This window comes from Paenibacillus cymbidii, from assembly GCF_004764705.1.
GTDB lineage: Bacteria > Bacillota > Bacilli > Paenibacillales > NBRC-103111 > Paenibacillus_AN > Paenibacillus_AN cymbidii.
The window spans coordinates 26,183-41,282 of the sequence record NZ_SHLX01000020.1; the positions used below are offsets into that span (position 1 = coordinate 26,183).

General features: G+C 52.7%; 11 protein-coding genes. 2 read left to right on the forward strand and 9 right to left on the reverse strand.

Going from position 1 to position 15,100, the window contains the following annotated elements; translation table 11 throughout:
- Positions 1 to 45: 45 nt before the first annotated feature.
- Genes EXY20_RS24575 through EXY20_RS24585 form a run of 3 tightly spaced genes read right to left on the reverse strand, consistent with a single transcriptional unit; the run spans position 46 to position 3,087 of the window.
- Positions 46 to 1,200, reverse strand: a complete 1,155-nt coding sequence (locus tag EXY20_RS24575) for an NAD(P)/FAD-dependent oxidoreductase (RefSeq protein WP_135554776.1) — start codon at positions 1,198 to 1,200, stop codon at positions 46 to 48.
- A complete protein-coding gene (locus EXY20_RS24580) occupies positions 1,197 to 1,937 on the reverse strand; it encodes a methyltransferase domain-containing protein (RefSeq protein WP_235886180.1) in 741 nt (246 codons plus the stop codon). The genes EXY20_RS24575 and EXY20_RS24580 overlap by 4 nt, the downstream gene beginning before the upstream one ends.
- Complete coding sequence (locus tag EXY20_RS24585) at positions 1,930 to 3,087, reverse strand: type III polyketide synthase (protein WP_135554777.1); 1,158 nt, start codon at positions 3,085 to 3,087, stop codon at positions 1,930 to 1,932. The genes EXY20_RS24580 and EXY20_RS24585 overlap by 8 nt, the downstream gene beginning before the upstream one ends.
- Positions 3,088 to 3,536: 449 nt before the next feature.
- Here EXY20_RS24585 and EXY20_RS40460 point away from each other — a divergent pair, with 449 nt between their 5' ends.
- Both EXY20_RS40460 and EXY20_RS40465 read left to right on the forward strand, forming a co-directional pair.
- Positions 3,537 to 3,857 carry an alpha-L-arabinofuranosidase C-terminal domain-containing protein gene (locus EXY20_RS40460; RefSeq protein ID WP_328592590.1) on the forward strand — a complete coding sequence of 107 codons (321 nt, stop codon included), beginning with the start codon at positions 3,537 to 3,539 and terminating at the stop codon, positions 3,855 to 3,857.
- Positions 3,796 to 4,104 (forward strand): alpha-L-arabinofuranosidase C-terminal domain-containing protein, encoded by a 309-nt coding sequence (locus EXY20_RS40465; RefSeq protein ID WP_328592589.1) that lies wholly within the window; start codon positions 3,796 to 3,798, stop codon positions 4,102 to 4,104. Before EXY20_RS40460 ends, EXY20_RS40465 begins: the two co-directional genes overlap by 62 nt.
- 133 nt (positions 4,105 to 4,237) lie before the next feature.
- Here EXY20_RS40465 and EXY20_RS24595 read toward each other — a convergent pair whose 3' ends face one another.
- From EXY20_RS24595 to EXY20_RS24620, 6 genes are all read right to left on the reverse strand, one after another.
- Complete coding sequence (locus EXY20_RS24595) at positions 4,238 to 4,663, reverse strand: hypothetical protein (RefSeq protein ID WP_135554778.1); 426 nt, start codon at positions 4,661 to 4,663, stop codon at positions 4,238 to 4,240.
- A 430-nt stretch (positions 4,664 to 5,093) separates the two neighbouring features.
- The gene (locus EXY20_RS24600; RefSeq protein WP_135554779.1) at positions 5,094 to 6,146 is read right to left on the reverse strand and encodes an SGNH/GDSL hydrolase family protein; all 1,053 of its coding nucleotides are present in this window, start codon (positions 6,144 to 6,146) and stop codon (positions 5,094 to 5,096) included.
- 119 nt (positions 6,147 to 6,265) lie between these two features.
- On the reverse strand, positions 6,266 to 10,159 hold the full coding sequence (locus EXY20_RS24605; RefSeq protein ID WP_135554780.1) for an Ig-like domain-containing protein: 3,894 nt from the start codon (positions 10,157 to 10,159) through the stop codon (positions 6,266 to 6,268).
- A gap of 89 nt (positions 10,160 to 10,248) precedes the next feature.
- Positions 10,249 to 11,997: an MGH1-like glycoside hydrolase domain-containing protein gene (locus tag EXY20_RS24610; RefSeq protein ID WP_135554781.1), complete on the reverse strand. Its 1,749-nt coding sequence runs from the start codon at positions 11,995 to 11,997 to the stop codon at positions 10,249 to 10,251.
- Positions 11,998 to 12,000: 3 nt separating this feature from the next.
- Complete coding sequence (locus EXY20_RS24615) at positions 12,001 to 13,413, reverse strand: family 4 glycosyl hydrolase (RefSeq protein ID WP_135554782.1); 1,413 nt, start codon at positions 13,411 to 13,413, stop codon at positions 12,001 to 12,003.
- A 98-nt stretch (positions 13,414 to 13,511) separates the two neighbouring features.
- Positions 13,512 to 15,041 (reverse strand): extracellular solute-binding protein, encoded by a 1,530-nt coding sequence (locus EXY20_RS24620; RefSeq protein WP_135554783.1) that lies wholly within the window; start codon positions 15,039 to 15,041, stop codon positions 13,512 to 13,514.
- Between the last annotated feature and the right edge of the window lie 59 nt (positions 15,042 to 15,100).

Here is a 15,100-nt window from a genome sequence, read left to right on the forward strand (position 1 = left end):
ATTGGCTTCTACACCCTGCAGCTGATACCTGCCCCCAATCCCCCGCTACCTTTCCGCCTCTTTCAACCTGGTCGAGCGAACGAGCAGCTCCGTGAGGCCAGGCATCCGTCGGGTAATGCCAAGCAGCTGCGCGGCAAGCTTCGGTCTGCCGAACAGCCACTGCAGGAAACGGCCCCACCGCAGCGGACCGTTCATTTCCTTATGGAGCGCCAGCGAATACTCGCGTTCCCAGGAAGCAAGCGGCAGGCTTCCGCGCAAATAACCATCCGCGAAGTCTGCGCATAGCAGCGCAGAACGAAGCGCTATCGACATGCCATCGCCGCACAGCGGAGGCAGCATCATCGCCGCATCGCCGATGAGAGGCAGCTCGTCCCAGGCAAGTAGATTGCGGGCGAGAACGACCGGAGCAACGGCTGCCTGAGTGCCGGGAATCGCCATGGCGCCTTCCAGCTTGCGGCACAGCGCCGGGTTGCCGCGAGCTGCAGCATCAATCAGCTGCAGCACCGCTCCCTCTCGAGCACCACCGCCGCACATCATTGGATCAAGCAGCGCCGCCACATTGACGATCCCGTCTCCGACCGGGCAAATGCCCATGTACCCACCCGGAAACAAATACAGCTCCACCACCGGCTCCGGATCGATACCGGTGAAATGCGATTTGACGCCAAGCATCGTCCGCCCCGGCGAGCGAAAGGCCGCCTTGATACCGGGAAGATCAGGCCGGCGGCTAGCGCCCCATGCAGCAATAACGGCGCGGGCACGAATAACGCTATGTTCCCCCTGCCGCTTCGTTTCCACCAAATAGCCGTCGCCGTCGCGGTGAACCGCCGTTACTGTCGCCGCCGTCTGAACAAAGGCGCTTGCCTCGACCGCCGCTTCGTGCAGCGCAGCGTCAAGCCGGTACCGGCTTATGCCGATCGCGGTACCCGAGAGTTCGATATCCAGCTTCGCACCGTTTCCCGCGATCAGCCGAATGCGCTCAATCGCGACGGGACGTAGCGCTTGCACGCGCTCGCTCAGCCCAAGTGTATGCAACATGCGCTGCGACTCGGGCGATAGAAACTCACCGCACACCTTATGCCGGGGAAACGAACGGCGGTCAAGCAGCATCGTCTCCCACCCTTTATCCGCGAGCGCCTTGGCCAAGCTGCCGCCGGCGATACCCGCTCCGATTATGGCTGCGTCCCACAAACGATTCATCGTATCAGCTCCGCTGCTCGTTTCGATTCGTCCTGTTTGCGGATGACGACTGCATAACGGAATAATGGCCGCCATTTATAGCTCATGTCGGATAAACCCGCTTCCGACCGCAGCCGCTCCCAGTCGGCCGGCTGAAACCCTTTGGCTACGGATAACGGTCCGTCATGCCGAATATACCGGTTACGAGATACGAGATGCGTCGCCGCCCAAACGGCGGCCCACGGCAGCCAGTGCCGGTGAATGTCGTTCACGACGGCGCCGAGCCGAGATGCTGCCACCATGCGCCCTATGACGACGGGCAAATCCCCCGCCGCAAAATGATGAACTACCTGCGTCCCGGTGACGATGTCGGCGTAGTCTTCCGGAAGCGCTAATAAGTCAAGCTTCATGACCGTCACCCGAGGCTCGCCGCGAAACAGCCGCCGTGCTTCTTCGCAAGCTTCGACCGTGATGTCGGCCAGCGTAATGGCGATCTCGATCCCTCTTTCGTCGGCCCAGCGCAGCAGCCTCCGGTTCACGTCTCCCGAACCACAGCCGATGTCGAGAACGGACAGACGGGATGGCTTGCCTGCAACCGCCCACAGCCGCTTCACTCCGTATACCGTCGGTCCTGCAGCGCCGAACAGCCGATTCAGCCGGCGAAGATGCCGCAGCGCCTCTCGCAGGTCGTCCCCTCCACGGGACAAGTCGTCCATCAGCTCGGGTGCCTCCGCCCGCTGCAGCAGCCTCTTATACACGAACACCTTCCGCCATCGAGTGGATGTTCGCGGCAGCGGTCGGAACATAATCAAACGAAAGCATTTCCACCGTTAATCCCGGACCGAACGCCATTGCCACGCCGCTGGCCGACCCGGTACCGTCTGCAACAAGCGCCCGCCTCATTTCCTCCAGCACGAACAAGATCGTTGCGGACGAAACGTTGCCGACCCGACGAAGCACCGAAAGACTTGGCTCTACCTGCTTCTCCGTCAGCCCGAACACTCGCTTCATTTCTTCGACAATGCCTTTCCCGCCCGGATGAATCGCCCATAATTCCGGCAACTGCGGGGCATCGCCCAGAAGCTGCGCCGCTTCGTGCGGAATGAGCCGGCCGAGCTGCTTCGGAATGTCCGGGGACAGATACAGATCAAAGCCGTGATCGCCAAGTTCCCACACCATTTCGTCAGCGCCGTCCGGCAGAAGAACGGAGTGTTCCCGCCCCAATTGCAATCCCGCTTTCCGGCCAAGCTGGTCGGCGCCAACGACGCATGCGGAAGCGCCGTCTCCGAAGAAGGAAGCGGCAAACAACGCTTCCCGCTCGGCAGAAGGCTGGATGTGAAGCGTGCATAGCTCGACACAAACGATCAATACGTGCGCCTGCGGATTCCCGGCAACGATTTGCCGCGCCAGACATACCGCCTTAAGCCCCGCAGCGCAGCCGAGAAATTGCAGTGGAATCCGATTCGTGCCGCCGGCAAGCCCTAGCTGCCGGATCAAAGCCGCATCCAAACCCGGAAGGAACATACCGGTGCAACTTACGGTAATCAGATGCGTAATATCGGAAGCTTCGTTCTCCGCATCAGCCAGCGCCTTGGTCGCCGCTTCCACTGCCAGCGGGACGGCAGCCCGTTTATACGATTGCATGCGCACCGCCGTTGAAGGCGCAACCTCTGCCGATCCACCCGGAAAATAACGGCAATCCGCCGCTTTCGCTAGGAGGTTCGGTTCGCATGTGTAGCGGGTTTCCACCCCGCATTGCCTGAATATTCGCTTGGCCCAGCGCGCCGAATCCGACTGCCCGGCAAGCGCTTCCGCCAGCCGCTGCGAAGTTTCAGCTTGGTCAATCCGATGCTCCGGAACGGCCGTCCCAATTCCCCAAATACCGATGACGGAATGATCGTGCTCCATATCCTGCCTCCATTCTTCCAGGCAATTAACACTCCAGTTAACCTACGATGCTGCATTCCCTATTGGAAATGCTTCCTAGCAAGATCCCTGCTTGTTCCAAGCATATTCTCCTGTTCCTGCCATTATGACGAGCCATGTCCAAGCTGATCGCGCTTTTTGCTAGCAGGCTCCAAACTGCATGCAATCGGCGAGGTAGGGGTACCTATCCGCGAGATTGCAGCAGTTATCGGTCGCCGCCTTGATTTACCTATGATCAGCAAGTCGATGGAAGCTGCTCCTGGTCACTTTGGTTGGCTCGCGCATTTCGCATCGCAGAACATTCAGGCTTCGAGTAAGTTGACCCAAGAACTGCATGGGTGGAAGCCTGAACATCCAGATCTTCTGCGTGATCTGGATGGGGACTAAGGAAGCGGGCGCCATGGTCAATTGCGCCGCCGCAGCTCGAGGATATATACACCTTCGAAGATGCGCTCGTCGTCGGCTGCATGCTCATTACAATGCTCCGGTACGCCGATCGCGTAAAAATGGCGTGCATCGCCCATCTGGTCAACGAAATCACCCCGATCATGACGGCGAACGGCGGAGGGGCTTGGCGGCAGACGATTTTTTATCCGTACCTGCACGCCAGTCTGTACAGCCGCGGCGTCGTTCTGCATACCCCGGGCAATAGCCCCCGGTACGACAGCGCCGATTTCTCCGACGTTCCCTATGTGGAATCTGCTGTCGTCTACAACGAGGAAGCCGGCGAACTGGTTTGTCTTCGCGGTTAACCGCAGCGAAACCGACACGCTGCTGCTGGATGCCGATATCCGCAGCTTCGCCGGCGGCCGTGTCATCTCGCATATCGTCTACGAAAGCGGCGATCGCGACGCACGCAACACCGAAGCGCGGCCGAATGCGGCCGTACCGCATGAACGGGGCGGCGCCGCGTGTGAGGACGGCTTGCTGCGCGCGTCGCTGCCGAAGTTGTCGTGGAACGTCATTCGCGTCGACGTGAACGGCAAGCAAGCGGAATAAAGGCGGAGCGCTTAGTTTCCATGTCATTCGCGAATGCCGAATATACGGTTATGTATAAACAATCGCCGGGTAGCTTCATTCCGCCGGGAATGACGTGCATGCAGCCGTTATCGAACTCGCTATAGCAATTTTGTCATGTTACTTCTATATCAAATATAGGTACATTGCGGTTGCTCATATTCCGTTCCAGAACGCGCGGATATGCGGGCTGGCTAACTTGCCGCCGAGCGTGGCGATGCCATAAGCCCTTCGGGCCGCCGAACGGCAGCAACGCGCCTCTCAGCGCGGCGGCGGGTCGATCGTTGGCGCAGCGCTCTCGTCCACTGTCCAATGCCCGGGGATCGACATGCATCCCTTGACGGCGATAATGATTCTGCCTTGCGCCAAGACGCTTGTCGCAATGTCCAACACGAGCGGCTTGTGGCGGCCTCCAAGCAAATCGTGACAGTCGGTACATGTTCTTGTCCAGTATCGACAATCGGTACAAGTTCTTGTCACGCCAAAATGACAAGAACTTGTACCGATAAATATAAAAACCCGCATCAGTAGCGGGTTTCATTCGGTATATCTTCTTGTCATTCGACACTTATTTACGCGGACTTGATTCGGCCTATGTTCTTGTCATCCGACAGTTTACATGTCGGTTTCGGTTGTATTTCCTTTGGATTTTTGCGTGGTAATCGAACATTGTCGGTTAACAAGAACAATGTCCGATTGCCACGTTTTGCTCTATTTTCGAAAAACAATAGGCTGCCACGGTTGTAACAGCCTGTTGTTTATTCCTTATGCATTGGTTACATTACCAACGAAAAGCTCTAATCGAGTTATTGTCTAAATGGACAATCTTTCGGAAATCGGACAATGTTCTTGACATCGCCAATTGCCAAGAACATTGTCCGATAAATTAAAAAAGCCCGCAATTTTCGCGGACTTGAAAAGCGGCACCATATCCTGCGCCGAGGATGTGCCTCTGTTAACTATGTTAACTATTAGTCCAAAACTTGTTTTATAACAGAATATAGCACCTCTGCTATTCTCATGAAACCGAGATCGTTGGGATGACAGGTATCAACAGTACATGCATCGCGCTCTTGTTCGCCGAAAAGGGTTTCACCATCTACAAACCACAGTTTTTTATCTCCATTCTCGTTGCCTCTTCGATAGGTATCTTGAATAATCGCACGACGAACCACAGAATCTTCAACATGCAGGTCGAAATCAGGCCGACTTACAAGGAAGATAGGAAGCTCAGGCCTGGTTTTGCGAATTGTTTCATAGAAACGAAAATGAGTCTCTTCCAGAATAGCAGGCGTAGGCGCATTGTGATCATAATCGAGTACAAAGGCGTTCATCGTAAGCTGGGCAATATATTCGGCTAAGATCTGCTCTCCTTTTGCGTTGCCACTAAAACCTAAATTGTAGATATCAGCATCTAACCAGCGCGACAGCAGATGAGGGTAACTATTACCAGGCCTTGATGCATAAGCGCCTTGGGTAATGGAGGAACCATAAAAGACAACCGGATCTTGGATTTGATACGGCTTAGGCTTCAGGATGAGCGATCCAGGTTTTAAACCCAACTGAAAACGTTGTATACCCAGAAACAGCGGGAAATGAATCAAAATATCTTTTACGGACTCACTTCGGAATTTATATTCGACATCGATTTCACCTGTCTGCAGATCAGGCAGCATGACTTTGCAAAAACTCATTTTCCCGCCTTCACCGGAGTACAGGTCAAAGCCAGTTACTCCTCCTCTGCCGATGAATCGCATATTTTCATCTTTCCGCAATTCTGAAGTCAATCTTATAAAGGGAGAATCCGTACGAAATCTTAGCCGGGCTCCTGCAGTACAATAAGCCAAACGGCGCAAATTGTCAGGCAATTGCGGTAAAATCCATGCAGGCAACCGGCAAAAAACGGATCGATCATCCTGGGTGGCCAATCCATACCTGCTGATTCGTTCATCTTCATAGGTGATCCATTCCACACTGTCTTTGTCGCTCTCAAAACTATTGAGCATGCTCCACTCTTCTTTCATTCTCCAAGGTAAAGTCCGGCGGAATACAAAAGCCCAACCTTATGATCCGGCAAGCCATTTCTGGACTTATTCATGACTTGCCGGATGGCGTTATTGAACCTGTTTCCTTGAATGGTGTTTTAGAGTCCGTCCGGGACCAATGTGACCACCGCTTCCGAATGAGGCGCCAGCATATAATCCAAATTGTAGCCGCTGCTGAGCAAGCTCAGATACACCGTCTTGACGGTATCGAGACCAACTGACGATACAATCGTGATGGTTGTCGAAGCTTGCCCTGCTGGAATGGTTGCCACATGGCTGATAGTCGTATAGTCCACACCGTTTACTGCCGAGCCTCGAATTTGATAACCTACAGGAAAGGCATCGGTTAAATCTCCCGTTCTCGTAATCGTGAAAGTGCCGGAATTTCCTGCAGCATAAGCATATTGATTCGTAGCTTCAATACTGACAATTGCGGGATCGTTCGTCTCAAAGGTGATATCTTCGGTGAAGGGCATTACCGGATTTAATCTGCCGTCCGTAAACTTATTGTCTTCGGTTATCATCGTTCCATTTACTTTGAAGTTATAGAAATGAATATCCTTCACCATGGTTAGTTCATTTTCACCGCTTATTTTCAGGTATTCCGGTGCCAAACGACTGCCAATTCCACTCCATTCGCTATTTTGCAGGAAGAAATTATAAATTGGACCTACCGTCGTACCGGACGGAGCTGTGGGAGCGATGGAATTTTTGATTTCCGTATACCCTGTTGAAGCACCCTTATACCTCATCTCTTCTACCCGATAACCTTTGAAATAGAAATCGTGCATACTGCCTGAGCTTTTTTCGTTCCATTGACCGATGGCAAGGGCACGGTCTGCATAAACGGCATCCACATTTTCATAGGCAACATTCCTTATATATCCTCCATATGGCCGAGTTGCCTTCAATGAGCCGCCATTGGCGTTCATAATAACGCTATTCCTCAATGTTAATCCATCGTTAGGAAGTTCTCTCCCTATAGAATTGGAAAAATTGATGGAATCGTCCTCTCCTACAATCAAGCTGTTCTCCACCAGTATGTTGGACGATCCCCCCTGAAAATTAAAACCCTCGGAGCGGTCGTAGCCGGCATTGACCGGGTCCATATGCTTTCTGACACTCCCAATAAATTTCACATTCCGCACGGTCGTATTGCTGCCCCTCGTTCCTCCGGGAAGGCCGGGAATCTCGGCAATGATAATGCCCTCAATGGTGATATTGTCGCTTAATTCCTCTACCAGTTCATCTCCGTAAGGGTTAATGGCCGAGGTCCTGAAGAACAGGCCATCACCGCGTAAATGATTGTTGCCGTGCAAGGTTCCCCTGCCGAATATGCGAATATCTTCCCTTCCGCCTACCGAGAAGAAACCGCCCCCGCTTTGAATTTTATTATTGACCACGGGAAATTTGTCCGAATCGAGGAAGAGGTAAGCCCCTCCCTCCAGATAGATCTTGGAATGGCTTGGAACGACAACTCGTTTCTCCCAATTATAAACCCCCGGGGGAAAATACAGTGTTTTTCCGGCAATCGAGGTCTCGAGCAAGGCCGCGTAAACCGCCTCATTGACGGACACGCTCCCTGTGTTGTCTATGCCAAAATCCAGTACACTCACGACGTCAGGATCTCCAAGCCTGGGAGTACCCGCTTCTTCCAAAGGATCGGCAATAATAAACAGTTTGTCCGATATCCTATTCTCAATATCGGCTAAATTGGCAGCATCGCTTGCGGCTTTATCCACGTATTCGTAATCATATTGATAATATTTGTCTTTCTGCAGGATCAACTGCATAGGTCTATCAATGGCAAAGCTGATGTCATTGCCTGTTTGAACGGTGGCGATCTCGTAGCTTAACGGACTTAACGTCCAATCTTCATCAAACTCTTCCGCATTGGCAACGGTGACAGTAATATGGGCAGTTCCCGCAAATGAAACATGTACGTAGCCGCCCTCCATTGTTTTTTGCACAATAACGGGCTGTCCGTTGATGGTAACCGTATAATTGTCAGCCGCTTTGACAAATCCCGGCACAGGATATTGTACCAAAACATCTTTCGTAACCGGCTGAGGCGAGGTTACTGCTACAAAGCAGGATGCGGAATAATTCGGGTCCTCCGAACTGGTTGCCTTAATGATAGCACTTCCAACGGAAACAGCGGTTATTGCTCCATCAACTACCGTTACCACATCGCTATCGCTACTGGACCAAATGACACCTTGATTGGCTCCCGCGGGAGTTACGGAGGCAGCTATTAAATCCGTAGACCCAACGAGAAGAGAAGCCGTATATTGGGTAAGTTTAACCCCGCCCGGATATACGGGTGCTTCAGACACATGCACGGTGGCGGAAGCCGTATATACCGCATTGGTCACACTGGTGGCCGTAATGGTGGCTGTTCCCGCCGCAACACCGGTGATCAGCCCGCCGGATACCGTAGCAACGCCGGAATTGCTGCTGGACCAGATCACCCCTTGATGGGTGCCGGCAGGCAATACGGCCGCTGCCAGGGTATCGGTTTCGCCTACCTGAATGGAAACACTCGATTTATCAAGCGTAACCCCCGTTGCTTCCATCACCGGCAATCCATCCAATACTTCAACTTGATCGAAATAAACGGTTCCGGTTCTTCCGTCATTGGTTGCGTCTCCAAGACGCAGGGAGCTGATTGACTTTACAGCGGTTGTTCTGCCGATTTCAACGCCATCCAGATACAAGACACATTCCGTACCTGACCGAAAATCCCATACAAAACTATGCCAGGCCGTGGTCCTGGGAATTGAAGTTGACGCCCATGCGGCATTCCCCAGCTTATACGAGTACGTGGTGGCGGACTGGGTGGTTTTCACCCCCATGTAGGCATTTACCGTAGCACTTCCCGCTCCCGCTTCCACCTGCATGGAGGTATCGTTCGCATCGTCGTAATACCGTACGGAAACCACTTTATTCATCGCTTCCGGCCAGGTTCGTTTGATCGAATCCGTATCTTCGTTAACGATATAGCTTACGCTTCCTTCATATTTTTGCGTTGAACTTGTACTGGGGGTTCCATACAAATTTGTCCATTCTCCAAAACCACTCTCGAATCCGTCTGAAAAAAGCGGCGTAGTAGATCCGGACACATGCACGGTGGCGGAAGCCGTATATACCGCGTTGGTCACACTGGTGGCTGTAATGGTGGCTGTTCCCGCCGCAACACCGGTGATCAGCCCGCCGGATACCGTAGCAACGCCGGCATTGCTGCTGGACCAGATCACCCCTTGATGGGTGCCGGCAGGCAATACGGCCGCTGCCAGGGTATCGGTTTCGCCCACCTGGATGGAAACACTCGATTTATCAAGCGTAACCCCCGTTGCTTCCATCACCGGCAATCCATCCAATACTTCAACCTGATCAAAATAGACGGTTCCGGTTCTTCCGTCATTGGTTGCGTCTCCAAGACGCAGGGTGCTGATCGACTTCACTGCGGTTGTTCTGCCGATTTCAACGCCATCCAGATACAAGATACATTCCGTCCCTGACCGAAAATCCCATACAAAACTATGCCAGGCCGTGGTCCTGGGAATAGAAGTTGATGCCCATGCGGCATTCCCCAGCTTATACGAGTACGTGGTGGCGGACTGGGTGGTTTTCACTCCCATGTAGGCACTTACGGTTGCACTTCCCGCTCCCGCTTCCACCTGCATCGAGGTATCGTTCGCATCGTCGTAATACCGTACGGAAACCACTTTATTCATCGCTTCCGGCCAGGTTCGTTTGATCGAATCCGTATCTTCGTTAACGATATAGCTTGCGCTTCCTTCATATTTTTGCGTTGAACTTGTACTGGGAGTTCCATACAAATTTGTCCATTCGCCAAAACCACTCTCGAATCCGTCTGCAAAAAGCGGCGGATTGGCCGAGACCAGGGTGAAAACAGACACGTTCTGCAGCAACAAACTTAACAAGATAACAAACAGCCCAGCCTTCTTCAGCTTTAATGTACCCTTCATCGTTATAGCCACCTTTCCTACTGGTAGTGACGATAATTGGCAATGCGCTCGCGATATGCTCTCCGGAATAAAGCTTTGTTAACGGCACTTCATATGGCCCAATATTGCGTTCCCGGCTGAATCTGCCAAATGCGTGTTTCACCAAAAAAGACCATTTCCAATTCGTACGGAGAATTGCTGGCAACGGTTAGTTTTGCCTGACCGGCATGTTCAATAGTATCCGTTGTCAGTTCCAGCCTTACGTCCGTACAAACCTTGCCGAACCGGAGATTTTCTATCCCCTGATTCTCTTGTAGCCGTACTTGCCAGCGCAGTCTGTTTTTCGGCGCATCCACAGCAATGCCCAAAATATGCTCAATCAGCAGGTTAATCACATTTCCCGTCCAACCTCCAAACTCCCTGCGGACTCCGCCGTGACGATTTGGCTCGCGGATTTTATGGGAAGCGGGAGCAGGATGCTCGGGTGCATAACATTCCCAGAGTGAGTAGGGAAAAGGCTCATAATGGTGGTATACATCGGCAACCCCCTGCAAGGTACGCCTGGCAAGCTCCAGCGCCTCCTGCCCAAACCCATTTTCATCAAGCGCCTTGACAACGGCCAGGGACATGTTGATCCATACGCCGCCCAACCAATATTCTCCCAGGGGGTTATATCCCGGTTCATCCTTGGCCAGCACGGGGAGCGGCAGCGGTTCGCTTAAGAAAACCGCCGGATTCAGCAAGTTTTCCTTGACCATGCGTCGCGCCTGATCTTTATCCGTTAGTCCGGCCAGCAAAGGCCAGATCCCGCTTAAGGTTTTGCGGGTGAAGCGGCCGTCTGCCGTGAGACTGCAATACCAGCCCTTCTCCTCATTCCAATACGGACGGAGTGCTTCCTTATGGACCGGTTCCAACTGTTCAAACTGCTTCCGAATTCCCTCCTCTTCTACCGCACCGGCAATGCTGGCGATCATTCGGGCAGCCAAAGCTTGCTGTCCCAGCATGTCCACATACCAGCAAATGGTGTCCTGATCCTGGTTCCAGTTGATATTGTCCCAGCCGCTGCCGTCCCCGTCCCAGCGGAAGCGACCCGGCTGTTCCTCCAAGAACGAGTGAATGAACTGATAATGAAGGACCAGCTTGGGCAGAATCGCCCGCAAACGGGCAAGATCTCCGCTTGTCTGATAATACTGCCATTCCGCCCAGGCAAGCAGCGGCGGGTTGACGGCTTCAGGCGCCGGTATATCGGCAGAATGCCCATTGGCTGCTTCATAAGTCTGCCAATTGAATACTCTGACTATATAGCCGTCCTCCTGCTGCTTGGCATAGAAATTATCCAGTGTACCCATGCAAGGATGCGCCTCCTGCAAGGCGGCATACCGGTGATACAACGAGCAGAAACAGCTGTCCCACAGATAGGTGCTGTTATTGTCCGGGTAGTCGTTATAGGCAAACGGAACCGGAAGGGCATCGGACATAACGATCGATGACCAGGCCAACTGCCAGGCCTTCCGGTAGACAGCCAGCCAATCGGGATGCGCGGGCAACACCAGTCTGGGCAGAAGCGGTTCGCACCAATCTTCGAAGGAGGTTGCAGCCGTTTCAATCACCGTATGGGAACCTTCACTTTTCTCAAGGGTATACATATAGCGCGTCCGGCTTAACGCCTTTGGAACGATATCGATGTAGGCAGATTCCATTGTACCGGACGTTTTCCCGGAAACGGCCGGAAGTTGTAGGGAAAGCTCCAGGCTCTTCTCTGCGCCTTCTTCCATGCGGTAAAGCCGTACTCCTCTTATTTCCTCTTCTTGCCGCCAGGTAAGCAATACTTTGCGGTAACCATGATGATAGGCTTGCATGAATTAAACTCCTTGTATGGCGAACTTGCCGGACAAGCCGGGTAAATAGGCTTTGGTGCCCTGCAGCATTTCCTCATATAGTGTTCGGGCTTGTTGCTCGCCAATGGCGACCAGCGGGTCGTTCAGGAAAGCCTGAAAACCCAGTTCATAATCCCCCAACAACGCCGCCTGCAGAATGGTCTCCTGATTCAGTACATGCCGCAAGGCAATGTTCTGCAAAGGGACAGGCAGCTCGCCTGTCATAACAGGTTGTACCCTGTTCAGGCTTATAACGGCATTGGTCTCCACCACCGCACCGTGAGGAATGCCGGGGATTTGCCCCTGATTGGGAAGGTTCATATTGGTGACGAAGCTGCCTAAACCGACAAGCCCCTTGATAATGCGTACTCCCTCCTCCGGAGATTGCTGCAATCGGATAGGTGTTTCACCCCGAACAATCTGCTTCGTTTCGGCAAGCTGTCTGGCCTGGCCTTCCCTTCGCTCGGCAACCGTGGTCAAACCGAAGCCCCACTTGGGATCATGATCCTTCAGATACCAGGCAAGAGGCATAAATTCAACCATATGCCTAGCTCCGGCAGCCGGCACGAGACCGTAGCGTTCATACATATGAAAGTGGACCGGCTTGGGCCAGCGCCATTTGCCCCGCTGCCTGCTGCCCTTTCCTTCTGCATCAGCGATAAACCCGTCTCGGGAATATCGCTCTGCTGCCTCGCTGTAGAGATCCATCAGATTGATGCTCTGATAGGAAGCCCGATCAATCCAGGTGAAATGATTGATTCCCTTCACATTAATCTCAATTTCGGTGCGCTCCACACTTTTGATTCCGGCGAACACCTCCAGCAGCGCCGACAGTTCTTCCTCCGCGCTGAACACTTCATGACAGCAGCCGAAGGCTTTGATTCCGGGAAATACCTCATATAAGGTTCGGGTGCACAAGGTCATGGGATTCGTGTAATTGATAACCCATGCCTCGGGGCAATACCGCTCTATTTGCCGGGCAAATTCGGCATACATGGGAATCGTCCGCAATGCCCGCATCAGGCCCCCCGGGCCCACCGTATCGCCAACGGACTGATAAATGCCGTACTTTTCCGGAGCATGCACATCGACTTCCATTTCATCGAAGGTTCCCGGTAAAATGGAGATAATGACGAAGTCCGAACCTTCCAAGGCTTTAGGAAGCGTATCTGCTACTTCGTAGCTCCATTTGCCGACGGCTTCTTCCATCGCGCTAATTCGATTTCCAATAGAAGCATTATCCTGCGCTGCGTCTGCGTCAATATCGTAAAGAACCAGCTTTCCGGACATCTGCCCCTCCAAAGCCAGGTCTATCATCAATTTTCTGGCCCAATTGCGTGAGCCACCGCCAATGTAGGTAATCCTGATTCCTCCCGCAATACCTTTCCGATCATCCATTGACAGTTTCCCGCCTTTTCTGTTTATCTGGCGGAAGGGAAACTAGTAACGAATAATGTCCCCTCCCGCTGCATGTTTTTAAAACTCCTGTATGAAGCTTATTGCCCCTTCTTTACAACGGCGTTAATTTCCTCCAGCATCTTGTCGATGCCGATGCTTTTCAGTTTGGTGATGGCCTCATCCCATGCATTTACCGGCAGTTCTCCCATAATGATCCTGTTGGAATATTCCTGCACCGTCTTGTCGATGTCTGCCAGCTTGGCGGTATAAGTTGAACTCTGTGAAAAAATCGGCGTCGGATCATCATAGACCTTCAGCTCGCCCTTGGCCTGATCGATAAACTTCTCGATCATCGGTTCCGGTACCGCAGGTTTTACATTGAAAACGCTCGCATACATGGTTGCAGGATTGTACTTGGTTTCCAGTTCCTTATCTTTGAAAACCATCTTTCCGTTTTCTATGGTATAGGTTACCCCTTCCTTGCCGTATGCCCGGATTTGTTGTCCTTCGGGGCCGAAGATCAAGGCGTACACTTTCTTGGCAATATCCGGTGACTTGGTCTTGCTCATAATATAATATCCGGCAGCTTCAAAAGTCTTGGCGGAATAATTGCTGCCGTACTTCCCCATAATGGGAGGCAAGACCGCAAGCTCGGCTTGCGGATTGCTTGCCTGCACTTTGGCCACACGTGCGAATACATTTTGCGGTTGTTGGGTGTTGACTCCGATTACCCCGGTGAACGTTTTATCTTCCCGGGTTTGCCCCTTCTCCAGAATATATTCTTTATCCAGCACGCCGTCCGCATAGGCTTTGCGGAACCAGCTCAAAGCGGCCTTATAGTCGTCCGCCAGCAGGTAAGAAGACTTTACGGTGCCGTCCGGCTCGAAATACCAATACAGCTTGTTGGTCCAGAAGCCGGGAAGGAACATATTCCAGAAAGGACCGTCCGCTCCGAAATTATTGAACATAATAAAGCCCTTCGTATCTTCCTTGCCATTGCCATTCGGATCGTTCTTGGTAAAAGCATACATCATTTGGTACAGCTCATCCGCCGTTGCCGGCACCTTCAAATTCAGCTTCTTCAGCCAGTCCGCACGATAATAAATCGCTGACGGCATCCCCTTCACAGCGGGCAAGGTATACACTTTTCCATTGATTTTACCTAAATATTGCTTGGGCAAATCCTTGAATGCCGGTTCGGAGGCAATCAAATCGTCGATAGGCAGGAATGCATTGCTCTCTACCGCTTTCTTGGCCAAGAGAGCATCGGATGTATTCACGATATCCGCTGTAGTCCCTCCAGCCAGCGCCACATTCAACTTTTCGGCATAGACGGTGTCATCCACATATTCAATGACAAGATCTGCGTTGAACCTGGATTTCGCTTCATCCCGGAAAATGTTGGTCACACTGTCCGGCAGCTTGCCGCGAAACATGACATTAATCGTCGTTGGCGCCTTCGAAGCGGAAGAAGTGGCTGCGGGACTTGCGGCAGTACTCGTTGCGGGACTTGCCGACGTACCTGCAGCTTTCTGTCCCCCGTCACCTCCCGTACTGCCGCAACCGGCCATAAATGAAAGGGCCACCATCGCTGCCGCAGCCGGCTTCCACATGCTTTTTTTCTCCATACTACACGCTCCCCTAAACAATTTTATGTTATCCCGTTATCTCGCAGAGATAGCGGGGA

Coding starts and splice junctions, on each gene's coding strand:
- EXY20_RS24575 (WP_135554776.1), bottom strand. CDS start 1,200: ATGAATCGTTTGTGGGACGCAGCCATAATCGGAGCGGGTATCGCCGGC.
- EXY20_RS24585 (WP_135554777.1), bottom strand. CDS start 3,087: ATGGAGCACGATCATTCCGTCATCGGTATTTGGGGAATTGGGACGGCC.
- EXY20_RS40465 (WP_328592589.1), top strand. CDS start 3,796: ATGTGGAATCTGCTGTCGTCTACAACGAGGAAGCCGGCGAACTGGTTT.
- EXY20_RS24595 (WP_135554778.1), bottom strand. CDS start 4,663: ATGAAACCCGCTACTGATGCGGGTTTTTATATTTATCGGTACAAGTTC.
- EXY20_RS24600 (WP_135554779.1), bottom strand. CDS start 6,146: ATGAAAGAAGAGTGGAGCATGCTCAATAGTTTTGAGAGCGACAAAGAC.
- EXY20_RS24605 (WP_135554780.1), bottom strand. CDS start 10,159: ATGAAGGGTACATTAAAGCTGAAGAAGGCTGGGCTGTTTGTTATCTTG.
- EXY20_RS24610 (WP_135554781.1), bottom strand. CDS start 11,997: ATGCAAGCCTATCATCATGGTTACCGCAAAGTATTGCTTACCTGGCGG.
- EXY20_RS24615 (WP_135554782.1), bottom strand. CDS start 13,413: ATGGATGATCGGAAAGGTATTGCGGGAGGAATCAGGATTACCTACATT.
- EXY20_RS24620 (WP_135554783.1), bottom strand. CDS start 15,041: ATGGAGAAAAAAAGCATGTGGAAGCCGGCTGCGGCAGCGATGGTGGCC.